Raw genomic sequence first — 23,100 nt, 5'->3', positions numbered from 1 at the left:
GTGATAGGCGCTGCCTACCCCCAACCGGAGGAGCTTTCATTGGGCAACGCGAGACAATTCGCCTTTTGGGTCGTTCTGCTGCTGCTGATCGTGGCCCTGTTCAATCTCTTCAGCGGATCCGGCAATACGCTGCAAAGCCGAGAGATTGCCTATTCCGAATTCGTGCGCGACGTCGAGGCTGGCAATGTCAGCTCCGTCACGCTGGACGGTGAGAAGGTCCGCTACCGTGGCAAGGATGGAAACGACTACGTCACCATCAAGCCCGAAGACGCGGAACTGACCGATACGCTGATCGCCAACGACATCCCCGTCTCTGCCAAGAGCCAGGAGGAATCGGGTTTCCAGGCCTTCATGGTCTCGCTGCTTCCGATCCTGCTGCTCATCGGTGTCTGGATCTATTTCATGAACCGGATGCAGGGCGGCGGTAAGGGCGGTGCCATGGGCTTTGGCAAGTCCAAGGCCAAGATGCTGACCGAAAAGCATGGCCGCGTGACCTTTGACGATGTCGCCGGCATCGACGAAGCCAAGGAAGAACTGGAAGAAATCGTCGAATTCCTGCGCAATCCGCAGAAGTTCTCGCGCCTGGGTGGCAAGATCCCCAAGGGTGCGCTGCTGGTGGGCCCTCCGGGCACCGGTAAGACGCTGCTGGCCCGTGCGATTGCGGGTGAGGCGGGTGTGCCGTTCTTCACCATCTCCGGTTCCGACTTCGTCGAGATGTTCGTCGGTGTGGGTGCATCCCGTGTCCGCGACATGTTCGAACAGGCCAAGAAGAACGCGCCCTGTATCGTCTTCATCGACGAAATCGACGCCGTCGGTCGCCATCGTGGCGCCGGTTATGGCGGTGGCAACGACGAACGCGAACAGACCCTCAACCAGCTGCTGGTCGAGATGGACGGTTTCGAGGCGAACGAGGGTGTGATCATCCTGGCCGCCACCAACCGCCGCGACGTTCTGGACCCCGCGCTGCTGCGTCCGGGCCGTTTCGACCGCCAGGTCATGGTCGGCAATCCCGACATCAAGGGCCGCGAAAAGATCCTTGGTGTGCATGCGCGCAAGACGCCGCTTGGCCCCGATGTCGATCTGCGGATCATCGCGCGCGGTACGCCGGGCTTCTCCGGTGCCGATCTGGCGAACCTCGTGAACGAGGCTGCGCTGATGGCCGCCCGTGTCGGACGCCGCTTCGTGACCATGGTCGATTTCGAGAACGCCAAGGACAAGGTCATGATGGGGGCAGAGCGCCGGTCGATGGTGCTGACCCCGGACCAGAAGGAAAAGACCGCCTATCACGAGGCCGGTCACGCCGTCGTGGGCCTGGAACTGCCGAAATGCGATCCGGTCTACAAGGCGACGATCATCCCCCGGGGCGGTGCGCTTGGCATGGTCGTTTCTCTGCCGGAGATCGACCGCCTGAACTGGCACAAGTCCGAATGCGAACAGAAGCTGGCCATGACCATGGCGGGCAAGGCGGCCGAGATCATCAAGTATGGTGAAGACGAGGTTTCCAACGGTCCGGCAGGCGATATCCAGCAGGCCTCCGCGCTGGCGCGTGCGATGGTTCTTCGCTGGGGCATGTCCGACAAGGTCGGCAATGTCGATTACGAACAGGCGCACGAAGGCTATAGCGGCAATGGCGCCGGCGGCTTCTCGATCTCGGCTCACACCAAGGAGCTGATCGAGGAAGAAGTGAAGCGCATGATCGAGGATGCCTACCAGCACGCCTACAAGATCCTCACCGACCGCAAGGAAGAGTGGGAACGCCTGGCGCAGGGTCTTCTGGAATACGAGACCCTCACCGGTGACGAGATCAAGCGCGTCATGAACGGCGAACCGCCGCATTCGAAAGACGAGGATGAAGGTTCGGACGAGGGCAGCGCCCCGTCGGTGACCGCGATCCCCAAGACCAAGCCGCGCTCCAAGCCCGGCGGGACCGGCGGGATGGAGCCTGAACCGACCGCCTGATCCAAGGTTTCAAGCAAGGGCCGGAGCGATCCGGCCCTTTCTTTTTGCGGCAAACTATTGTATGCAATTGTATACACTATGAGGATATGCGGATGTCCGACTGGAATCCCGACCTGTATGCCCGTTTCACCGATCTGCGCCTGCGTCCCGCGCTTGACCTGTTGATGCAGGTGCCGACCCTGCCGGACGGCGACGTGATCGACCTTGGGTGTGGCAATGGTCCGGTCGGTCCTGCCCTGCGCAGCCGCTTTCCGGATCGCAGGATCATCGGGGTCGATACGTCCCCGGCGATGCTGGAAAAGGCAGAGGCCACCGGCGCATATGATGCCCTGCAGGAAGGGGACATCGCCACCTGGCGTCCCGAGACCGCCCCGGCGCTGATCTTTTCCAATGCCGCGCTGCATTGGCTGCCCGATCATGAGGCGCTGTTGCCCCGGCTTGCCGGCTTGCTGGCCGATTGCGGAATGCTCGCGGTCCAGGTCCCGCACCAGAACCCCGCCGTGTCGCATCGCAGCTGGCATGACCTTGTCGCGCTGCACTTTCCGGGACGGTTCGATCCGGCGACGGCGCCCGGTATCCCCGATGCGGCCACGACCTTCGATATCCTGTCGGGGATCGGTGCGGCACAGATGTGGGAGACGGAATATTTCCAGCTTCTGCCGCCCGCGGAAGCGGCCCATCCCGTCCGGCTTTTTACCGCGTCGACCTATGCGCGGCCGGTTCTCGACGTGCTGGAGCCCGAGGAACAGGCAGAGCTGCTGAAGCATTACGACCGCGCCATGGACAAGGCCTATCCGCGTCGCCCGGACGGGAGCGTTCTGTTTCCTTTCCGGAGGCTATTCTATACCGTCACGCCGGAAAACTAGGCCCGGGCGAACCGGGCAGGACAGGAAGGACCCTCCATGCCCGCGTTAAAGCCGACCGACTTCTCCGGCACGATCACCTGGCTGGGCCACGTGCCCGACCGCGACGCCGCGCTCGCCTCTACCGCACGCACCGAACTGGCGGCCGGGTTCGATGGCCCCGAAGGCGAAGCCCATGGCGGGCTGACGCGCCCCTCCTGCAGCCGGGTTCTCTCCCAGCATCCGCGCAACACCGAGATCCGCAATGTGCGACAGTTTTCGGTCCTGTCCGCGGAAGAGATCGCCGAGATCGCGGAACGGATGGGGGCCGAGGCGCTGGACCCGGCCTGGCTGGGTGCGACGCTGGTGTTGGAGGGGTTGCCGGATTTCAGCCATCTGCCGCCCTCCTCACGATTGCAGGGGCCGGACGGGGTGACGCTGGTCGTCGACATGCAGAACCGGCCGTGCCAGTTGCCCGCCAAGGTGATCGAGGATCATCTGCCGGGCATCGGCAAGAAATTCAAACGCGCCGCGGACGGGCGGCGCGGTGTGACCGCATGGGTCGAACGCGAAGGTGTTTTGAAAATGGGGGATGTGATGCGCCTGCACGTGCCCGATCAAAGGGCCTGGGGGCAGCTGGACACCGCCCGGGGCTGAGGGAAACGGCCCCGGGCAGGTCGCGTTGCGTCACGCCAGGAGGGCAACCGCAATGAGAAGGGTGAAGGCAAAGCTTGCATGGAAGACGATAGTGGCAGCTTTCATCGTGTCTCTCCGTTGGTCTGGGCGGCGAAGGGCGCCGCGATCAGTGTCATCTTGAGGAATTAACGAAAACTGAACAGGGATGGTTCCCGGACTTGATTTTTTAAGTCGGATCGGAACCACAACGAATCACATCAAGAGCAACAAGACCCCAAGGCGATTTCGGCGCTGAAGTGTCGGAAACACCCGTTCTCGCCCTGTCTTGTTCAATTAACGCTGGGTCATGAGGGCCCACAGTCAGGAAGGACCCGCGATGACCTTTGCCACGGATATCGAAATTGCCCGTGCCGCCACCAAGAAGCCGATCCAGCAGATCGGCGAAGCCCTGGGCATTCCGGCAGAGCACCTGCTGCCCTATGGGCACGACAAGGCGAAGGTCAGCCAGGATTTCATCGACGGGCTGGAGGGGCGTGAGAACGGCAAGCTGATCCTGGTGACCGCGATCAACCCTACGCCAGCGGGCGAGGGCAAGACGACAACGACCGTGGGGCTGGGTGACGGGTTGAACCGGATCGGCAAGAAGGCGGCGATCTGTATCCGCGAGGCCTCTCTCGGGCCGAATTTCGGGATGAAGGGCGGTGCCGCCGGAGGTGGCCGGGCGCAGGTGGTTCCGATGGAGGACATGAACCTCCATTTCACCGGTGATTTCCACGCCATCACCAGTGCACACAACCTTCTGTCGGCAATGATAGACAACCACATCTACTGGGGCAACGAACTGGGCATCGACGAACGCCGCGTGGTGTGGCGTCGGGTGATGGACATGAACGACCGGGCGCTGCGCGATATCGTGACCTCGCTTGGCGGTGTGGCCAATGGCTATCCGCGCCAGACAGGGTTCGACATCACGGTCGCGTCCGAGGTGATGGCGATCCTCTGCCTTGCCGCCGATCTCGATGACCTGCAGCGCCGGCTGGGGGACATGATCGTCGCCTATCGCCGCGACAAGAGCCCGGTCTTCGCCCGCGATATCAAGGCCGACGGCGCGATGACCGTGCTGCTTAAGGATGCGATGCAGCCGAACCTCGTGCAGACGCTGGAGAACAACCCGGCTTTCGTGCATGGCGGTCCGTTTGCCAATATCGCCCATGGCTGCAATTCGGTGATCGCCACGAAAACCGCGCTGAAGCTGGCGGATTACGTGGTGACCGAGGCCGGGTTCGGCGCGGACCTGGGTGCAGAGAAATTCATGAACATCAAGTGCCGCAAGGCGGGCCTGGCCCCCGACGTGGTCGTGTTGGTCGCCACGGTGCGGGCGATGAAGATGAATGGCGGCGTGGCCAAGGCCGACCTGGGCGCGGAGAATGTCGCCGCGGTGGAAGCGGGCTGCCCGAACCTGGGCCGTCACATCGGCAACCTGAAGAGCTTTGGCGTGCCGGTGGTCGTCGCGATCAACCATTTCGTCACCGACACGGATGCGGAGGTCGAAGCCGTCCGCGATTTCGTCGCCGCCCAGGGGGCCGAGGCGATCCTGTGCCGGCATTGGGAAAAGGGCGGCGAAGGGATCGAGGCGCTGGCCACCCGCGTGGCCGAGATCGCAGATAGCGGCGTGTCGCAATTCGCGCCGCTCTATCCCGACGACATGCCCTTGCTGGAAAAGATCGAGACCGTCGCCCGCGAGGTCTATCACGCCGATGCGGTCGTGGCCGACAAGACAGTGCGCGATCAGCTGGCCGCCTGGGAAGAGGCGGGATATGGCTCCCTGCCGGTCTGCATGGCCAAGACCCAGTATTCCTTTTCGACCGACCCGGGCCAGCGCGGCGCGCCGACCGGGTTCGACGTGCCGATCCGCGAGGTCCGGTTGTCCGCCGGGGCGGGCTTTGTCGTGGCGATCTGCGGTCAGATCATGACCATGCCCGGCCTGCCGCGCCGGCCCTCGGCCGAGGCGATCCGCCTGAACGATGCAGGAGATGTCGAAGGCCTTTTCTGATCTCGTCGCCCGGCGCTCGGCCCCTTGCGGGCCCGTCGCCCCGCCCGCCATCCCTCTAGCGCTTCTGGACCCTGTCATGCGCCTTGCTGCTTCCCTCGCGGCCCTTTTGGCCCTCACCCCCGTGCCGCTGATGGCGCAGGAGTGGTTCACGCATCGCTTTGGCGAATTGTGGGCCTATCACGGGGACTGGCTGGCCTTGTGCAGCGACAACGGGGCCGGGGCCTGCAGGATCGTCGCCTCGGGCAAGGATGAGGGGTCGGAGGCTTTCTTCGATCATCGGATGAGCCTGCATTTCCGTGACGAAAGTGGCGCGTGGACCATCGAGGTGATGGATCGCGGCATGCCCGACCGGGAGCTGACCTTCGTCGGGTTCGAGATAGACGGAACGGTCACCGACCTGCCGGACGGCGCCTGGCAGCCGGGCGAGCGGGATTTCGGCAACGTGATCGAAACGATCCACCTGGTCGATCCCGACCTGACGCGAGATCTGGTTGCCGCCATGCGGGCCGGCAACCGTTTAACCGTCCGTTATCTGCCCATCGGGCAGGACGGGCTTGCACGCTTTTCCTTGCGCGGTATCACCGCGGCCATGAACGCGGTCGAGGCACATGTCCAAGACCGCAGCAACTGATCCAAAGAGGGTTCCATGACGGCACAGATCATCGACGGCAAGGCCTTTTCGGCCAAGGTGCGCGGCCAGGTGGCCGAACATGTCACGCGGCTCAAGGCCGATCATGGGCTGACCCCCGGTCTGGCCGTCGTGCTGGTGGGCGAGGACCCGGCCAGCCAGGTCTATGTCCGCTCCAAGGGCAAGCAGACGATCGAGGCCGGCATGGCCTCTTTCGAGCACAAGCTGGACGCCTCGACCTCGGAGGCCGATCTGCTGGCGCTGATCGACCAGCTGAACACCGACCCGGCGGTGCATGGTATCCTCGTGCAGCTGCCGCTGCCCGATCACCTCGACGAAGCTCTGGTGATCAATTCCATCGCGCCGGAAAAGGACGTGGACGGGTTCCACATCTCCAATGTCGGGCTGCTGGCCACGGGGCAGAAAAGCATGGTGCCCTGTACGCCGCTGGGCTGCCTGATGCTGCTCCGCGATCAACTGGGCAACCTGTCGGGGCTGAACGCGGTGGTGATCGGCCGGTCGAACATCGTCGGCAAGCCGATGGCGCAATTGCTGCTGCGCGACAGCTGCACCGTGACGATCGCCCATAGCCGCACCAAGGACCTTGCGGCTGTGGTGCGCGGCGCGGATATCGTCGTGGCGGCGGTCGGGCGCCCGGAATTCGTGCCCGGCGACTGGCTGAAGCCCGGCGCGACGGTGATCGACGTGGGCATCAACCGGCTCGACGCGCCGGAAAAGGGCGAGGGCAAGACCCGTCTGGTGGGCGATGTCGATTTCGCCTCGGCCTCCGAAGTTGCGGGTGCGATCACCCCTGTACCGGGCGGCGTGGGGCCGATGACCATCGCCTGCCTGCTGGCGAATACCGTGACGGCCTGCTGCCGCGCCAACGGCATTGCGGAGCCGGAAGGCCTCACTGCCTGATCCGGCCCGCGCGGAGCGTCACAGCGCCATCATCGTGCCCTGCAGGATGGCCACGTCCCGCCGCTGCGTGCCGGTGACGGCGGTGACGGTCGAGGTCACGACAACCAGTCGCCGTCCGGGTTTCACCACCCGGCCGGTGGCCAGCAGGTAATCCCCGTCCGCAGGGGCCAGCAGGTTGATCTTGATCTCGGCGGTGACGACCTCGGACCCCTCCGGCATCACGGTCAATGCGGCGTAACCCGCCGCCGTGTCCCCGATGGCAAAACTCAGCGCCGCATGGGCGTGTCCGGTATGCTGGCGCGCGATCGGCAGGATCGGGGCGCGGATCGACACCTCACCGGTGGTGATCGCCTCCAGTTCCGCCCCGAGTGTCATCATCATCGCCTGTTTGGCAAAGCTCTCGCGAATGCGTGCCTCTGTCTGGCTGTCCATTGGTCCTCCCCGATTGCCGGGAAGAGCAATAGCCCGACCCGCGCCCCCCGAACAGTCCTAACGCGGCATCGGAATGGGCCTGGGCACCGGACCTGTGAGGATCGCCAGCGCCTCGGGCCGCATCAGGCCGGTCAGCGCCGCGTCTTCCGAGCGCAGGCCGCCGGTATAGGTGCCATAGGCGGGCAGGATCAGGCGGTCGCAATCCAGCAGGAAACACCGACGCGACACGGAGCGACCGCGTGCCGACAGCCGCGCTTTCGGATGGTAATGGCCCGACACCTCTCCGGCCGCGCCCGGCTGCGCGATATGGCGGAAGGTCAGCGGCGGCTGCGGCAGTTCGAACAGATGCGTGCCGCCCAGCCCGACGGGGCCGGGATCGTGGTTGCCCTCGATCCAGGTCCAGCGCCGGCCGGCCTGGAGGCGGGTCAGCCAGGTCTCGATAGGCTCCGGCAGTCCCTGCGCGGCCAGGTCGTCATCGAAACTGTCGCCCAGGCAGATGACCAGCGCCGGATCGCAGGCCTCGATATCCTGCTCCAGGCGCGCCAGGGTGTCCTGTGCCTCGTAGGGGGGCAGGGGCGCGCCGCCCAGCCGCAGCACGCGTTCCGACTTGCCAAGATGCAGGTCCGACACGACAAGAATGCGCAGCCCCGGCCACCACAGGGCGCCAGAGCCGCGCGCGACCAGCTCCACCCCGGCCAAGGAAAACTCGAACCCTCTCATGCGTGCTCCGTTACAGGGCGGGGCGGGGCCGCCGGGCGCGCCCCACCTGCTTCATCTTGCCAAAAATACTCCGGGGTAGCCGTCAAAGCGCAGCTTTGGCGGCAAGGGGCAGCGCCCCTTTCCGTCCTCTGCATCCCACGCGACCACCGGATCATGCGAGCCCCGCCTCGCTCATCAGCCGCTCCGCTTCCTCCGCGACGAGCCGTTCCTGGGCCGCCCCTTCGACCGGCACCTTGCCGACCTCGAGGAAGAGCGGCGCGGCAAGGGGCGAGACGCGTTCCAGCGGGGTCCAGTCGATGCGGTCGCCCACGCGGTCCAGCATCTCTTCGATGCGGCCGAAATCGACGAGGCCCCGCATCGCCTCTTCGCGGGTGATGTCCAGCAACAGGTGGTCGGGATCATATTTCATCAGCGTGTCGTACAGGATGTCGGAGGAAAACGTCGCCTGCCGCCCGGTCTTGCGGGCCTGGGGCGCGTTGCGCTGGATCAGCCCGGCGATATGGGCGGCGACGCGAAATGTCCGCTTCATCACTGCGTTGCCGGCCAGCCACCGGTCCAGCCCGTCCAGCAGGGCAGAGCGGTCCAGCAGGGGGGCGGGGTCGCGCACGGCCTCCAGCCCCCAGATCAGCGTGGCGTAATCGGTCGAGACGAAGCCCAGAGGGTCCAGCCCCATCTCCTCCATCCGCTTGGTCAGGATCAGGCCAAGCGTCTGCTGCGCGTTGCGCCCGGCAAAGCCGTAGAGGCACAGATGCTGGCGCCCGTCATGGGGAAAGCTCTCGATCAGCAGGCGGCCGGGCTGGGGCAGGGACGAGACCTCGCGTTGCAAGGCCAGCCATTCGGCGGTGTGCCGGGGCAGGGCGGGCCAGCTGTCCTGCTGGAACATCCGCAGGATGCGGTGCGACAGCTGGGTGGAGGTGGCGAACTTCGTGCCCGAGAACACGGCGATCTTGGGCTTGCGCACCGCGGCGCGGGTGACCTCCACCGTCATCTCCTTCAGGCCTTCATAGCGCACGATGCGGCCGCCGATCAGGAACGTGTCGCCGGCATTCAGCTGCGAGGCGAAATGCTCCTCGACCTCACCCAGGGGGCGGCCCCCGCCATAACGCATCCGCACCTTCAGCTTGTCGCTGTCGTGGATCGTGCCCAGGTTCATGCGGATCAACTGGGAGGCGCGCGGATCGCGGAGGTGCCATAGCCCTTCGGCATTCTGCATCAGGCGCTGCCACCGGTCATAGGCCCGCAGCGCGTAGCCACCGGTGGCACAGAAATCCATGCAGGCATCGAATTGCGCGCGCGTCAGGCTGACATAGGCGCCGGCGGTCTTCACTTCGGCGAACAGGTCATCCGCGGCGAACGGGCCGGCACAGGCCGTGGCGAGGATATGCTGGCACAGCACGTCGCGCGGCCCCGGCCCGCGCGGATCACCGTCCAGGTCATGGGCTTTCACCGCCTCCAGCGCGGCAACGCATTCGACGACCTCGAACCGGTTGGCGGGGACCAGAAGCGCCTTGGACGGGGCGTTGTAGCGGTGATTGGCGCGCCCGATCCGCTGGACCAGCCGCTTCACGTTCTTCGGGGCGCCGACCTGGATCACCAGGTCCACGTCGCCCCAGTCGATACCCAGGTCCAGCGATCCGGTGCAGACCACAGCCCGCAACTTGCCCTGCACCATGGCCTTTTCGACCCGTTCCCGCTGTTGCCGGTCGAGCGACCCGTGATGGATCCCGATGGGCAGCGCGTCTTCGTTCGCCAGCCAGAGATTGTGAAAGAAGATCTCGGCCTGGGCGCGGGTGTTGTGGAAGATCAGGGTGATCTTGTGCTGGCGTATCTGCTCCAGCACCGCGGGGATCGCATAGGCCCCGCCGCCGCCGGACCAGGGCGGGTTCTCCTCGGTCTCCAGCATGCGGATATCCGGGTCGGGGCCGGGATCGGCGTGCAGGATCTCGCAAGGGTCGGGATGACGGGCCAGCAGGCGTGCGATGGCCTGCGGATCCTCGACCGTGGCCGACAGGCCGACGCGCCGCAGATCGGGGCAAAGCCGTTGCAGACGCGCCAGCGCCAGGAACAGCTGATCGCCCCGTTTGCTGTCGGCTAGCGCATGGATTTCATCCACCACGATCCGTTTCAGTCCGCGAAAGGTTCGCGCCGCATCCTCGTAGGATGTCATCAGCGCCAGGCTTTCCGGCGTCGTCAGCAGGATATGCGGCGGGTCCGCCCGTTGCCGCCGCTTGCGCGAGGAGGGCGTATCGCCCGTGCGGTCCTCGACCCGGATGGGCAGAGACATCTCCTCGATCGGGGTCGACAGGTTGCGCCGGATGTCAGCCGCCAGCGCCTTGAGCGGAGAGACATAGAGCGTGTGCAGCCCTTCGTGATCGCCATCGGCCAGTTCCACCAGCGTGGGCAGGAACCCGGCCAGCGTCTTGCCGCCCCCGGTGGGCGCGATCAGCAGAAGCGAAGCGGCAGAGGCACGATCCAGCATCTGGCTCTGATGCGGATGGATCGACCACCCGCGTTCCGCGAACCAGGTTTCAAATCGGGTGGGCAGGCTGGACATAAGGGGAACATAGGGGCAAAGCCCGCCCTTGGCGAGGTCAATCCTGCCCTTCGTCCAGACCCGCCCGCAAAGAGGCAATTTCGGCCCGGAATCTCTCCGGCGCGGTCTTGTCGACCTCGTCCGCCCAGAGCGAGAACCGCTTGAGCAAGGGGGTGAAGGTCGCGATCTCTTCCTCGCTCCAATCGGCGAGGAAAGAGCCCAGGATCAGGAACTTGATCGTCCGCACCGCGGTGACGACGGCATTGCCGCGCGCGGTCAGGGTGACGATGGTGCGGCGGGCATCCTGCTGGCTGACGGCGCGGGCGGCGTAGCCCTCGGTGATCAGTTCGCTGACAAGGCGGGAGGCGCGGGACGGGTCGATGCCAAGGCGGGACGCGATGGTGGCGACCATGGTTTCATCCGCTCCGGTGGCGCCGAATTCATTCGATGGGGCCCAGATCGCGATCATCACGTCCAGCTTGGGCAGGTCCAGCGGAAGGTTCAGCTCCCGCAGGGCCATCTCACCCAGCTCGCGCTTTTGCACACGGCGTCGCCACGCCTGCAGGATCGCGTCCAGTTCCAGCGCGTGGTCCGAGGTTTCGCCATCGACCCCGAAACCGTCGAGAATGGCCTTCATTTCATCGTCACGCGTTCCTATGACAGAACCCTCCCAAAAATACGTGCTCTTGACATGTAACTGTCGTCGTCACATATATGACACCAAAGCTGGCGGTTTCAAACCGCACATTTGACGCCGAGACCGGATGCCCCACCATTCCGCCGGTCAAAGGAGCATTATGCAAGAGCAATCCCATCCAGATGGCCCCGCGATGGAGGCTGTGCCCGATCTTGATCCAGCCAGCTTGCGGGTGGTGCTGATCACGGTTGCATCGACCCTGTTCCTGGCCTCGACCGGCAATACAATCGTCACCACGGCCCTGCCGAAAATCGTCAGCGATCTCGGCGGTTTGTCCTATATCTCGTGGGTTGTGACAGCGTTCCTTCTGGCCTCGACCGTGGGCGCGCCGATCGCGGGCAAGCTGGGCGACATGTACGGTCGCAAGATCGTGCTTCAGGCGGCCATCGGGGTGTTCCTGTTCGGCGGCCTGATCTGCGGCGTTGCGGGCAGCATGGCGATGCTGATCGCCGGGCGGTTCGTCCAGGGCATGGGCGGCGGCGCGCTGATCGTGGTGTCGATGGCCGTGGTCGCCGACGTTCTGCCGCCGCGCGAACGCGGCCGGGCGCAGGGGGCATTGTCCAGCGTCTTTGGATTCTCCACTGTTGTCGGGCCCTTGCTGGGCGGGTTCCTGGTTCAGTCGGTCAGCTGGCACTGGATTTTCTTCGTGAATTTCCCCATCGGCGTGTTGGCCTTTGTGATCCTGAGCCGGTCGCTGCCCGCGCAGGAGGATCACCGCAAACACAAGATGGATTTCGTGGGCTCCGCCTTGCTGATGATCCTGCTGTCGACCTTCGTGCTGATCGCCAACCTGGCGGGCACGGTCTATGCGTGGTCCTCGCTGCCGGTGCTGTTCCTGCTGGCGCTGGCCCCCATGGCGCTGGTGGGCTTCATTTCGGCCGAGCGGCGCGCGGCCGAACCTGTCATGCCGCTGGATCTGTTCCGCATCCGCAACTACCAGGCGGCCAACGGGGTGAACTTCCTCGTGGGGATGGCGATGTTCGGCACGATCGCCTTCATGCCGCTCTTCCTGCAGGTCGTGAAACACGTGGATCCGATCAGCTCGGGCCTCTACCTGGTGGCGATGATGGTGGGTCTGATCGGGACGTCCTTCGTGGCGGGCCGGTTCATCACCAGCACGGGCCGTTACAAAATTTTGCCAACGATTTCAACGTCGATCCTGACAGTGGCCATGCTGCTGATGACCACGATCGGGCCGGATACGCCGCTCTGGGTGATCACCATTTTCCTCTTCTTCGTCGGTATCGGGATCGGCCCCACGATGAGCGTCGGGATCGTGTCGATCCAGACGGCGGTGCCGCGGGAACATCTGGGGGTCGGGACGGCGAGTGCCAACATGTTCCGGCTGATCGGCGGGTCCATCGGGACGTCGGTCTTCGGTGCGATCTTCACCCTTGGGCTGGGGCAGCACGTGAAGCCGCTGCTGCCACAGGTCGACGAGATTCGCGAGCTGACCGGCGAGATGGTGGACGCGTTGCCAACAGAGAGCCAGGGCGCTGTTCTGCAAGGGTTTGCCGATGCGCTGACACCGATCTTCTTCGTCGGGGCCGCGGTGGCGGCGGTGGCCTGCCTGGCGTCGACCCGATTGGTGGAATTGCCTCTGGGGCCGGGATCGACCAGCCGTCAGCAGACCACGCCGGCGGAATGATCCGAGACACCTAACACCCTGAAAACCCGCGTCGGTATTACGTCGGTGTCACGTCGGTATTGCGTCGGTGCAAAGACCGACATGCCGTGCGTGGCAGAGGCCCGCAGCACCAGAGGCCCGCCGCGCGACGCGACGAGCCAATGGCGGCTGCATGGAAGGGGACCTTACTTGGTGATCTCTTCGTGCTTGACGAACATGTTGCCCCAGGCGCGGTCGATCAGGTCGGGGGTCATCTGGTAGGGGATGCCCTCGAACTCGCAGATGGAGATCATCTGATCGATCAGGAAGACCGGCTGGTAGTTGGCGTAGTTGTTGTTGATCGTCGGGTATTTCTTCTTGAGCAGGTGCACCAGCGACGCTTCGTCCAGGGGCATCTTCTTCTTCCGGGCGACGAGCGCGAAGATCTTGAGGAAGTTTTCCTGGTTCGGGCCGTCGATCTTGATCTTGAAGAAGATCCGGCGCAGCGCGGCCTGGTCGAAAATCTCGTTCGGGTGGAAGTTGGTCGAGAAGATCACCAGCGTGTCGAAGGGGACCTCGAATTTCTCGCCCGATTGCAGGGCAAGGATGTCCTTGCCCTCTTCCAGCGGCACGATCCAGCGGTTGATCAGCGCCTGCGGCGGTTCCGCCTGGCGGCCAAGGTCGTCGACGATGAACACGCCGCCGGTGGCCTTCATCTGCAACGGTGCCTGGTAGGTCCGGGCAACGGCGTTGTAGTTGAGGTCGAGCATGTCGAGCGACAGTTCACCGCCGGTGATGACGGTGGGGCGTTCACAGCGCACGTAGCGGCTGTCGAAGCGGTTGCCGGCGCGGCGCAGGGCCGTGGGGTCGTCGAACTGTTCCTCGGCGGCGGAATGCACGATCGGGTCGTAGACGGTGATGACCTGGCCGGAATATTCCACGGCGCGCGGGACGTAGATCTTGTCGCCAAGGGCATCGCGGATGCCGTTCGAGATCGAGGACTTGCCGTTGCCCGGCGGGCCGTACATCAGGATCGAGCGGCCGGAGCTGACAGCGGGGCCGAGGTTCGAGATCAGATCATCGGGCAGGACCAGGTGCCCCATGGAGGCGGTCAGGTGGTCGCGGGTGATCTGGATATCACGGATCGACTGACGCTTGATCTGCTGGTGGTAGATATGCAGCGGCACGGGCATCGCGCCGAAATATTCCGACTGCGACAGGGCGTCGAGCGCACGCGCCTTGCCGTTGTCGGTCAGCTGGTAGCCCATTTCCTTGTTGGCGGTGGCCTTGAGCGTGCCGGTCGCCTCGAGAAGCAATTGTTCCCGCGCCATGTCGACCAGTTCCTGGGTGACGTTCGGCGGCAGGCAGATGGCCTCGGAAATCTTGCTGATCTTGTCGACGCTCTTGCGGAACATCGTCTTGATCAGGATATCCCGCGCCATCACGATGGGCAGTTCCAGGTCTTCCAGCGATCTCGGTGGTGGCGGGGCGACGACCGCCGTCGAAACCTGCATGTTCATTTCTAGATGCTCGTTTTTTATGTCAAATCAATCTTAGCGTGTTTCAAGGCATTTAGCCAAGAAAATTGAGTGTTTAGCGCTGTTCATGTTGCTAGGCTGCACAAAAACAACGAAAGGGCAGGCATTGTCATCCGAGCAACGCGAAATCGGGGTCATTCTGACGGCAGTTCTTGCCGTGAATGTGGCATTTGTCACCCTTGGTAAGGGCCTTTGGTTTACCTCTCATGAAGCTGACATGGTCCATCTGGTGGATATCGTTCAACGGATGGCAGAAGGCGCGAATCCGCACCGGGACTTCGTGACCCCGATCGGGGATTGGGCGATGCGACCGATGGCCGTGCTGATGGGCTGGGGCCTGCCGCTGGGCGCGGCGCTGGTCTGGGCCCAAGTGCTTGTCGCGACTCTGTTTTTCCTGCCCTTGCTCTGGGTCGGGATCAGCCGGCTGGATCGCTGGCAGGCAGCGTTTTTCGGGGTCGTCGTGATCGGCCTGACGACCGGCCTGGTCTATGGCGGGAAGGAGCCGTTGCTGTCCCTGTCGATGCATTACAACCGCTGGGCTTGGGCCGCGGCGCTGATCGTCATGGCGCTGGTCCTGCTGCCCGTGCGGCGGACGGACCGGCCGGTGCTGGACGGGGTCGCGATCGGCGCGCTGATGGTGGCGCTGGCGATGAGCAAGGTGACATTTGCCGTCGCGCTGGCCATTCCGGTGGTCATCGCACTTTTGTGCATGGGCCGGTTTGTCGTTTTGGCGGTGTCGCTGGGCGTCGCGCTGGCCGGGCTGGCGGGGGTCACGCTGGTTTACGGGTTCGGGTTCTGGCTGGCCTATGCGCGGGATCTGCTGGCCGTGATCGGGTCGGAGAACCGGGCGATGCCTTCGGACCCGCTGATCGCGCTGGTTCTGTCGCCCAGCGGGACACCGGTGCTGTTGGCGGGGCTGGCTGTTGTGCTGATGCTGCGCCGGGCGGGACATGGGGCGCTGGCGGTCAGCTGGCTGCTGTTCCTGCCGGCGCTGATCTACGTGAGCTGGCAGAACTTCGGGAATGATCCGCTCTGGCTGCTGTTCCTGGTGATTTTTGCCTGGGTGCTGGCACAGCGCGCCGAAGGCGCCTGGCGGCTGGGGCAGGGGGCTGTGGCGCTGGTGGCGGCGGGGCTGATCCTGCCCGTGGCGATCAACATCCTGTGGAGCCCGGTGCGTCACCTGATCCAGCCCGAAGGCGCCTATCGCCCGATGCTGAGCGCCGGGGCGCAGCTGAACATGGTCACGGCGCGGGCCGAGGTCGCCTATGCGCGGATCACCGTGATCGCGGCGCCGGGGTCCGAGCCGCTGATCGTCGAGGGGCAGGCAATGCGGGCGTGCAAGCTGCAATCGGGGCTGATCGGGGTGCTGGAGCGGGATGCGGCCGCGCTGGCCCGGCTGGCGCCGGAGATGATTGTGCAGCCCTTCGTTGCCGATCTGTTCGCGCCGCATTGGCTCTTCGGCGACCTGGAGGCGCTGCCGGGCGGGACGCCGTGGTATTACGACGGTCTGCCGGGGATCGAGGCGGCCAGCCACCTGATGGTGCCGCAATGTGCCGCCGATCCGGAGGCGCGCGCGCGGATCATGGCGCTTGTCGCGGCGCGGGGACTGGCGCTGGAGCCTGCGGGCGAGACCGAGGATTTCCGGCTGTTTGCGATCCGGCGCTAACCGAAGGCCGCGAGCGCGAGGTAGAGCGTCAGGGTGGTGGACAGGGCGGTGCCCATGGGAAATTCGCGGCCCCTGTCCCAGCTTTCCCAATCGGGGGCGAGGCGACGGAGCGGCGAATGCTTGGCCGCGCGATGCGTGGCGAAGGCGGCCAGCATGCAGGCGGCCAGCAGCATCATCACCGCGCTGATATCGGACAGGGCGAAGAAGGGGGCGGCGGCGGCAATGAACTTGGCGTCGCCCGCGCCCATCATGCGGGCGGCGGTGGCGGCCATGCCGGCCAGCAGCATCACCACGAGGTGCAGCAGGCGCATGCCATACGTGTCCAGCGGCAGGACGAAGGGGCCGAGGATCACGAAGACCAGTGCCAGCAGGATGACGGAGGCATTGGGGATGCGCATGCCGCGCAGGTCCGTCCAGGACACGTAGAGCCCGATCAGCGCGGCGAAGGGCAGGAACAGCCGCGCCGCGACCGGGTCGAGCGCCAGCATGTCAGGCTTCGAGCGCGCGGAGCGACCGCACCGCATCCTCGAAATGCTGGGGATGGGTTTCGATGGCTTCGCGGAGCAGCGTCTTGCCCATCTCGACATCACCCTGTTTCACGGCCGTCAGGCCCAGCGTGTGCAGCAATTGCGCGCGTTCGGTCTGCTGCATCGGGATGACGGGCAGGGTGTAGTTGCGCTGTGCGCCGCGGGCCAGGATCAGGTTGTTCTTGGCGGTGAAGAGATCGCTGTCGTGCTGGATCGCCTGGGCGAAGAGCTTTTCCGCCTCGGCGAAATCGCCGCGGGTCAGCTTGGAATAGCCCCAGTTGTTGAAGACGCCGCCGGGGCGGGTCGTCAGGCCGACGGCGGTTTCATAGAAGCTGTCGGCCTTCTTCCATTCCTGGTTGCTGTCGGCGACCATCGCCTCGAGCCGGTACCGCTTGTAGGTCTCGTGGGTGGGCGGGATCGTGTCGAGCACCTTGTCGGCCTTGTCCCATTGCCCGTCACGGATCAGGGCATCGGCGTAATCGACCTTGTCCTCGCCGTTGCTGTCGGGATGGTCGACCACCTTGGACCAGGCGATCACGGCCTCGGTCGGGCGCTTGGCGCGGATCAGGCTTTGCGCGAGGCCGCGGCGCACGTCGATACGGTCGGGATTGTCCTTCAGCGTGCGCTGGAAGTAGACGACCGCCTCGTTCGGGTCCCCGACGGTGAGCATGATGTCGTTGAGATTGCTCTCGTCCACGACGTTCACATCGCGAAAGGCGCGATTGACCTCGCTTGTCGACGTCTGAGAGCAGGCGGACAGGGCAAGCGCCCCCGCCAGACAGGAGAATACGAATACAGGGTGGCGCATATGCCTGCGTCCTTTACTGCCGTCGCCCCAATCAAGGTACCTGCTGGTGAAGCCTATACTGCCCCTTACCGCTTTGGACCAAGTCGAGTTCTTGTTCTACGTCCGGATCATAGTCGTTTTTGCCCTGCATTGCGAGTGCCAAGCGCAAATTCTCGCGGATTTCATCGTTCTGGCCGTTCGAAAGGGCGAAGGCGCGGCGCAAAACCTCGACCGCTTCGGGCAATTCGCCCTTTTCGATCAGCACGAGGCCCAGGTTGTTCCAGGCCTCGGGCGGGGCTTCGGGGGACTTGACGGCTTCGCGCAGTTGCTTTTCCGCCTGGCCCAGACGGCCCAGCCCGAAATTCGCGGCGCCCAGCCCGGCATAGGTTTCGCCGGTAAAGCCTTCCTCCATCGCGGCGCGGGTGAAGGCGTCGAGGGCGAGGTTGTATTCCTTGTTGGCCAGAAGCCGGTTGCCGACGGTCAGGCCGTCCACGGCCTCTTTCCGGTAATCGACGCCGGGGGCAAAGGGGCTGTCCTTGTCGACCTTGGCGGGAAAGACGCGCGCACAGCCCGACAGGGCCAGTGCGAGGGTCAGCACCGTCAGGGTCGTTCGGATCATTTACGCGCCTCTTCCTGGGTCTGCTGCGCGCTCATCTCGCCCATCTTGGAGATGCCGAGGAGCGACGGCCCGATCAGGATGATCAGAAGCGGCGGCACGGTCAACATCATCGTGGCCAGCGTCATCTTGGTGGGCAGCTTGTTCGCCTTTTCCTCTGCCCGCATCACGCGCTTGTCACGCATTTCCGCCGCGTAGACGCGCAGGGCGTCGGCGACCGAGGTGCCGAAGGTGGCGGACTGGACGAGCACGGTGACAAAGCTGGCAATGTCCGGCACGCCGCAGCGTTCGGCCATTTCCGACAGCACGGTGGGCTTGTCCTTGCCGGCCTTGATCTCGTGGCTGACGATTTCGAATTCATCGGCCAGCGAGGGATAGGAGGTGCGGATTTCCCCGGCGACGCGCAGGATCGCCTGGTCCATGGACTGGCCGGCCTCGACGCAGACGAGAAGCATGTCGAGCGCGTCGGGAAACCCGTTGACGATCTCTTCCTTGCGGGTCTCCATCCGCTTGTTGATCCAGTATTTCGGAAACATGTAGCCGATGATGCCCGGGCCCATCGTGTACATCAGGGTCTTCTGCATGTCCGGATCGTCGGCGGCCAGGAACAGCAGGAAGTAGACGACGCCGACGATCAGGCCGAGGATCCCCAGCGAGAACTGCGCGAAGTGGAAGTACCGGACCGCATCCTTGGAGCGATAGCCGGCCTGCAGCATCTTCTGGCGCATGGCGGAATATTCCGCCTCGTTCTGGGGTTCGAGGAAGCTGGAATAGCGTTCCAGTTTCTTGTTCGACTTGGCGTTGCGCAGGCGGTCATGCTTGGCATCGCCACGGCTTTGTTCGGCATTGCTGCGCTTGAGTTTCTCGAGCGGGTCTTCCTTCTTGGTGATCAGGAAGGGCAGGGTGACGAGGATCAGCAGCAGCCCGAGGCCGCCGACGACCATGAGCGGCCCAAGGGGCCCGAGTGCCCCGACCAGGAGTGAATTGATCGCTTCCATGTCCGGCCCCCTCAGACCTTGATGTCGACAAGCTTGCGCATGACCATCAGGTTCACCGCCAGGAACCCTGCAACGAAAAGGCAGGCGGGAATAAAGTACGGGTGATCCATCACCTCGTCGTAATAATGCGGATCCATCACGTTGATCGCGATCAGCGCGATGATCGGGAAGGCCGACAGGAACTTGCCCGACCATTGTGCTTCGGCGGTGATGGCCTTGACCCGGCGGAACAGGCGGAACCGGGCGCGGATCACCTTGGCCAGGCCGGCCAGAATCTCGGCGAGGTTACCACCCGAGGTCTGCTGAATGGTTACCGCAACCGCGAGGAAGCGCAGATCCTGCAGGCCGATCCGGTCGGCCATTTCCTTGAGCGCCTCGCCCATGTCGCGGCCATAGGCGTTTTCATCGGCGATCATCCCGAATTCGGAGGCCAGCGGGTCGGCGACCTCGCGGCTGACGATCTGGATGGCCGAGGAGAACGGGTGGCCGACACGCAGCGAGCGGACCATGAGTTCGACGGCGTCGGGCAGCTGTTCCTCGATCAGGGACATCCGCTTTTTCGCCTTGGAGCTGACCCAGAAATAGACCGCGCCGACACCCATGGCACCGGACATCGCGGCGCGCAGCGGCAGGGCGGTGTCGGTGGCGATGGTCATGCCCATGAAGGACACCATGCCAAGGCCCGCCATCAGCAGAAGCAGCTGTTGCGGGGTAAAGGCGATCGCCGCCTTCTGGGCCTTTTCGGCCAGCAGCGAATAGAGCGGGATCTGCTGCGCCTTCATGTGCTGCTGCATTTCCTTGCGCAGCTTTTCCAGCACTTCTTCGCGGTTGCCGCCCTTTTCCATCATCTCGAGCCGGCGGTTCACGCGGCTGTTGAGGCTGATGGATTTGCCGAAGAAGACGAGATACAGGCCCTCGACCAGCGCAAGAACGCCGACGAAGATCACGATGTAGATGACGGGTGCGACGGAAATGGCCATGGTCTTCAGTCCATCCGGGTGGGTTCGAAGATATGCGCGGGCAGGTCGTAGCCCCACATCTTGAACCGTTCAGAGAAGTGGCTGCGCACGCCGGTGGCGGTGAAATGCCCGATGATCTTGTTCTCGGGGGTCACGCCGGTGCGCTGGAAGCGGAAAATCTCCTGCATGGAGATCACGTCGCCTTCCATGCCGGTGATTTCGGTGATCGAGGTCATGCGCCGGGTGCCGTCCTGCAGGCGGGAGGCCTGCACGATCAGGTGCACAGCCGAGGCGATCTGCGAGCGCATCGCCTTGAGCGGCATTTCGATCCCGGACATGGAGATCATGTTTTCGAGACGCGAGACACCGTCGCGGGCGGAGTTGGCGTGGATCGTGGTCATCGAGCCGTCGTGGCCGGTGTTCATGGCCTGGAGCATGTCGATGACTTCCTCGCCGCGCGTCTCGCCGACGATGATGCGGTCGGGACGCATCCGCAGGGCGTTCTTGAGGCAGTCGCGCGGGGTGACCGCGCCCTTGCCCTCGACGTTGGGCGGACGGCTTTCCATCCGGCCCACATGGACCTGCTGCAACTGAAGTTCCGCCGTATCCTCGATCGTCAGGATGCGTTCGGAATTGTCGATGAACGAGGACAGCGCGTTGAGCGTGGTCGTCTTACCGGAGCCGGTACCGCCCGAGACGATGACGTTCAGGCGGGTCGACACGGCGGCCTGGAGGTAGGCGGCCATTTCTTCGGTGAAGGCGCCGAAGTTGACCAGGTCGTCGATGGCCAGCTTGTCCTTCTTGAACTTACGAATGGAGACGAGCGACCCGTCCACCGCGATCGGCGGGACCATGGCGTTGAAACGCGACCCGTCGGCAAGACGGGCGTCGACATAGGGGTTCATCTCGTCGACGCGGCGACCCACGGCGGAAACGATCTTGTCGATGATCCGCAGCAGGTGCTTTTCATCCTTGAAGGTCACGTCCGACATTTCGAGCTTGCCGTTACGTTCGACAAAGATGTTCTGCGGGCCGTTGACCAGGATATCCGAGACGCTGTCATCCTTGAGCAGGCTTTCCAGCGGGCCCAGGCCCTTCACCTCGTCATAGAGTTCCTGGTTGAGGGTCGTGCGTTCCTCGCGGTTCAGCACGATGCCCTTTTCCTGGAGCACCTCGGTGGCGATGGAGTTGATTTCCATCCGCAGGTCGCTTTCGCTGGCATTGTCCAGCGCGGCGAGGTTCAGGTTGTCCAGAAGGGCGCGGTGCAGTTCCAGCTTGATCTCGCCCAGGCGTTCCTTGCGCTTGCGGTTCTTGTCCGCGGCGGCCGGTTGTGCGGCGGCCTTGGGCATCGGCTTGCGCATGGAGGCGGTTTTTGGAGGCTGGGCGGGCTGTTCCGGCGCGGCCTTGGGCACGTTGGCGCCGACCGGCTTGAGCGAAGGCTGGGAGGCGGGCTGAGGGGCGGCGGCCGGCTTGGGCCGTGGTGCCGCGGCGGTGCCGCCGTCTTTCTTGTAGCGTGAAAACATCTCTGCCTACCCCCTTCTCGTCCTTATGCCGCTTCGACTTCGGTGGCTTGTTCCCCGAGTTCGAAAAGCGATTTCGCGAGTTTCTGAATTTCCTTGCGCATCGGGTTCTTGCCAGCGGAGAACGCCAGCGGCTGCCCGTGGTCGCAGGCCTGAAGGATCGGGCGGCCGCCATCGGGCAGCTGCACCTCGACCGAGATATCCAGACTTTCGGCCAGACGCTTGACCCGGGCCTTGCCGTTCAGGTCGAGCGATTTGGGTGCGCGGTTCAGCACGTAGCGCAGCTTTTCGACCGGGAGTTCCTCGGCCTGGAGCGCGCGCTTGAGGCGCTGCGTGTTCTGGGCGGAGCGCATGTCGAGCTCCATCAGGGCGAAATAGACATGCGCGGCGTTCAGCACCGTTTCGGACCACTGCACGATGGTCGAGGGCATGTCGATCAAGACGAAGTCGAAATGCGACCGGGCCATTTCGATCACCCGGGTCACGTCGTCCGAGGTGATGAGGTCCAGCGGCAGCATTTCCGACGGAGAGGTCAGGACCTGCAGCTTGTCCTCGAAGCCGAGGAGCGCCTGCTTGAACACGTCGTCATCCATCGCCTCGGTATCGGAGAGGAGTTCGTAGACGGCCTCGCGGCGGGGCAGGTCGAGATAGGTGCTGACGGCGCCGAATTGCAGGTCGAGGTCCAGTACGCAGACCTTGGGCGCGTTTTCCTTGGCCACCGTCGCCAGTTCCCAGGCGAGGTTGACGGCAAAGGTGGTGGCGCCGACGCCACCGGCCAGGCCGTGGCAGACGATCACGGCGCCTTCCTTGGTGCCGCGGGCCGAGGCCTTGCGCTGAGGCGCGTCGTGGTCGGGTTCCGGTTCGGGCGTCTGGATGCGCGCGATGGCAGCGGCCAGTTCGCCTTCGGGAAGCGGGTAGGGCACGAATTCGTCGGCGCCCTTGCGCAGCAGTTGGTGCAGGGCGGAGGGGCTGACGTCTTCGGCGATCAGGATGACCTTGATGCCGTTGTTGCGGGCCTGGGTGATGACCTCGCCCAGCATGACGATGTTGTTTTCGTCCTCGGCATCCATCGCGATGGCGACGAATTCGAGGGTCTGGGCTTCGGGCTGGTTGAAGAACATCAGCGCTTCGGCAAAGCCGAGGTCGCCCCACTGGTCGCCAAGCGCGGATTCCATGTCTTCGATCAGCAGCTCGAACCCGTCCGGTTCACGGCGGATGGTGCAAGCGATGATCGTGTCCGTTTCCGGTTGCGATGGTGCAGTCGCGTTCATTGCCTCAAATCCTATCCAACCGGCGCCTTGCCGTTCTACCTGACATGCCCGTTCTTCGTGGGCTTAGACGCCGTCCCGAGTCGCTCGGGTATTATGGTCTGGGTAGGAAAATGCAGGTCAATCTAGGCAATAGTTGGGCCAAAACTCTGTAATTGTGCGACCGGTGAGAACGATCCCGGTCACAAACCGGG

General features: G+C 64.3%; 20 protein-coding genes. 8 read left to right on the top strand and 12 right to left on the bottom strand.

Features of this window, described 5'->3' with window-relative positions; translation table 11 throughout:
* Positions 1-39 precede the first annotated feature (39 nt).
* The 6 genes from ftsH to folD all read left to right on the top strand — a co-directional run bounded on the left by ftsH (position 40) and on the right by folD (position 7,039).
* Entirely contained in the window at positions 40-1,959 is a 1,920-nt protein-coding gene (gene ftsH, locus ATO9_RS05455) for an ATP-dependent zinc metalloprotease FtsH (protein ID WP_043746431.1), read from the top strand.
* A 92-nt stretch (positions 1,960-2,051) separates the two neighbouring features.
* Complete coding sequence (locus tag ATO9_RS05450; RefSeq protein WP_238318669.1) at positions 2,052-2,825, top strand: methyltransferase domain-containing protein; 774 nt, start codon at positions 2,052-2,054, stop codon at positions 2,823-2,825.
* A gap of 36 nt (positions 2,826-2,861) precedes the next feature.
* Entirely contained in the window at positions 2,862-3,458 is a 597-nt protein-coding gene (locus tag ATO9_RS05445) for an MOSC domain-containing protein (RefSeq protein WP_043746425.1), read from the top strand.
* 355 nt (positions 3,459-3,813) lie between these two features.
* Positions 3,814-5,490: a formate--tetrahydrofolate ligase gene (locus tag ATO9_RS05440; RefSeq protein ID WP_043746421.1), complete on the top strand. Its 1,677-nt coding sequence runs from the start codon at positions 3,814-3,816 to the stop codon at positions 5,488-5,490.
* A 76-nt stretch (positions 5,491-5,566) separates the two neighbouring features.
* Positions 5,567-6,121, top strand: a complete 555-nt coding sequence (locus ATO9_RS05435; protein WP_043746418.1) for an invasion associated locus B family protein — start codon at positions 5,567-5,569, stop codon at positions 6,119-6,121.
* A gap of 15 nt (positions 6,122-6,136) precedes the next feature.
* Positions 6,137-7,039, top strand: coding sequence for a bifunctional methylenetetrahydrofolate dehydrogenase/methenyltetrahydrofolate cyclohydrolase FolD (gene folD / locus ATO9_RS05430; RefSeq protein WP_043746416.1), 903 nt, complete (start codon positions 6,137-6,139; stop codon positions 7,037-7,039).
* A gap of 18 nt (positions 7,040-7,057) precedes the next feature.
* On the opposite strand, the gene ATO9_RS05425 is transcribed toward folD, so the two are convergent.
* From ATO9_RS05425 to ATO9_RS05410, 4 genes are all read right to left on the bottom strand, one after another.
* Complete coding sequence (locus ATO9_RS05425) at positions 7,058-7,471, bottom strand: PaaI family thioesterase (protein ID WP_043746414.1); 414 nt, start codon at positions 7,469-7,471, stop codon at positions 7,058-7,060.
* A gap of 57 nt (positions 7,472-7,528) precedes the next feature.
* Positions 7,529-8,191, bottom strand: a complete 663-nt coding sequence (gene pdeM, locus ATO9_RS05420; RefSeq protein ID WP_043746411.1) for a ligase-associated DNA damage response endonuclease PdeM — start codon at positions 8,189-8,191, stop codon at positions 7,529-7,531.
* A gap of 151 nt (positions 8,192-8,342) precedes the next feature.
* Positions 8,343-10,745 carry a ligase-associated DNA damage response DEXH box helicase gene (locus ATO9_RS05415; RefSeq protein WP_043746408.1) on the bottom strand — a complete coding sequence of 801 codons (2,403 nt, stop codon included), beginning with the start codon at positions 10,743-10,745 and terminating at the stop codon, positions 8,343-8,345.
* A gap of 37 nt (positions 10,746-10,782) precedes the next feature.
* A complete protein-coding gene (locus ATO9_RS05410; protein ID WP_043746405.1) occupies positions 10,783-11,361 on the bottom strand; it encodes a MarR family winged helix-turn-helix transcriptional regulator in 579 nt (192 codons plus the stop codon).
* A gap of 160 nt (positions 11,362-11,521) precedes the next feature.
* Between ATO9_RS05410 and ATO9_RS05405 the strand changes: the two genes are divergently transcribed.
* A complete protein-coding gene (locus ATO9_RS05405; protein WP_081979458.1) occupies positions 11,522-13,069 on the top strand; it encodes an MDR family MFS transporter in 1,548 nt (515 codons plus the stop codon).
* 164 nt (positions 13,070-13,233) lie between these two features.
* Here the strand turns inward: ATO9_RS05405 and ATO9_RS05400 are convergent, their stop codons facing one another.
* A complete protein-coding gene (locus tag ATO9_RS05400) occupies positions 13,234-14,547 on the bottom strand; it encodes an ATPase (protein ID WP_043746402.1) in 1,314 nt (437 codons plus the stop codon).
* Positions 14,548-14,782: 235 nt separating this feature from the next.
* Here ATO9_RS05400 and ATO9_RS05395 point away from each other — a divergent pair, with 235 nt between their 5' ends.
* Entirely contained in the window at positions 14,783-16,231 is a 1,449-nt protein-coding gene (locus ATO9_RS05395; RefSeq protein WP_043746399.1) for a cation-translocating P-type ATPase, read from the top strand.
* Here ATO9_RS05395 and ATO9_RS05390 read toward each other — a convergent pair.
* From ATO9_RS05390 to ATO9_RS05360, 7 genes are read right to left on the bottom strand one after another with little or no spacing between them, the layout of a single operon-like run.
* Positions 16,228-16,719 carry a prepilin peptidase gene (locus tag ATO9_RS05390; protein WP_043746395.1) on the bottom strand — a complete coding sequence of 164 codons (492 nt, stop codon included), beginning with the start codon at positions 16,717-16,719 and terminating at the stop codon, positions 16,228-16,230. The genes ATO9_RS05395 and ATO9_RS05390 overlap by 4 nt on opposite strands.
* Before the next feature lies 1 nt (position 16,720).
* Positions 16,721-17,566, bottom strand: a complete 846-nt coding sequence (locus ATO9_RS05385; protein ID WP_043746391.1) for a tetratricopeptide repeat protein — start codon at positions 17,564-17,566, stop codon at positions 16,721-16,723.
* Positions 17,567-17,597: 31 nt separating this feature from the next.
* The gene (locus ATO9_RS05380; protein ID WP_043746387.1) at positions 17,598-18,164 is read right to left on the bottom strand and encodes a tetratricopeptide repeat protein; all 567 of its coding nucleotides are present in this window, start codon (positions 18,162-18,164) and stop codon (positions 17,598-17,600) included.
* Positions 18,161-19,159 (bottom strand): type II secretion system F family protein, encoded by a 999-nt coding sequence (locus ATO9_RS05375; RefSeq protein WP_043746384.1) that lies wholly within the window; start codon positions 19,157-19,159, stop codon positions 18,161-18,163. Before ATO9_RS05375 ends, ATO9_RS05380 begins: the two co-directional genes overlap by 4 nt.
* An 11-nt stretch (positions 19,160-19,170) precedes the next feature.
* Positions 19,171-20,139, bottom strand: a complete 969-nt coding sequence (locus ATO9_RS05370; RefSeq protein WP_043746381.1) for a type II secretion system F family protein — start codon at positions 20,137-20,139, stop codon at positions 19,171-19,173.
* Positions 20,140-20,144: 5 nt separating this feature from the next.
* Positions 20,145-21,641 carry a TadA family conjugal transfer-associated ATPase gene (locus ATO9_RS05365; RefSeq protein ID WP_043746378.1) on the bottom strand — a complete coding sequence of 499 codons (1,497 nt, stop codon included), beginning with the start codon at positions 21,639-21,641 and terminating at the stop codon, positions 20,145-20,147.
* A gap of 23 nt (positions 21,642-21,664) precedes the next feature.
* A complete protein-coding gene (locus ATO9_RS05360; RefSeq protein ID WP_043746375.1) occupies positions 21,665-22,909 on the bottom strand; it encodes a CpaE/TadZ family protein in 1,245 nt (414 codons plus the stop codon).
* Positions 22,910-23,100 lie beyond the last annotated feature (191 nt).

The organism is Pseudooceanicola atlanticus (assembly GCF_000768315.1).
GTDB lineage: Bacteria > Pseudomonadota > Alphaproteobacteria > Rhodobacterales > Rhodobacteraceae > Pseudooceanicola > Pseudooceanicola atlanticus.
The sequence above is the reverse complement of the archived record's forward strand: the minus strand, read 5'-3'. Positions and strand labels throughout refer to the sequence as shown.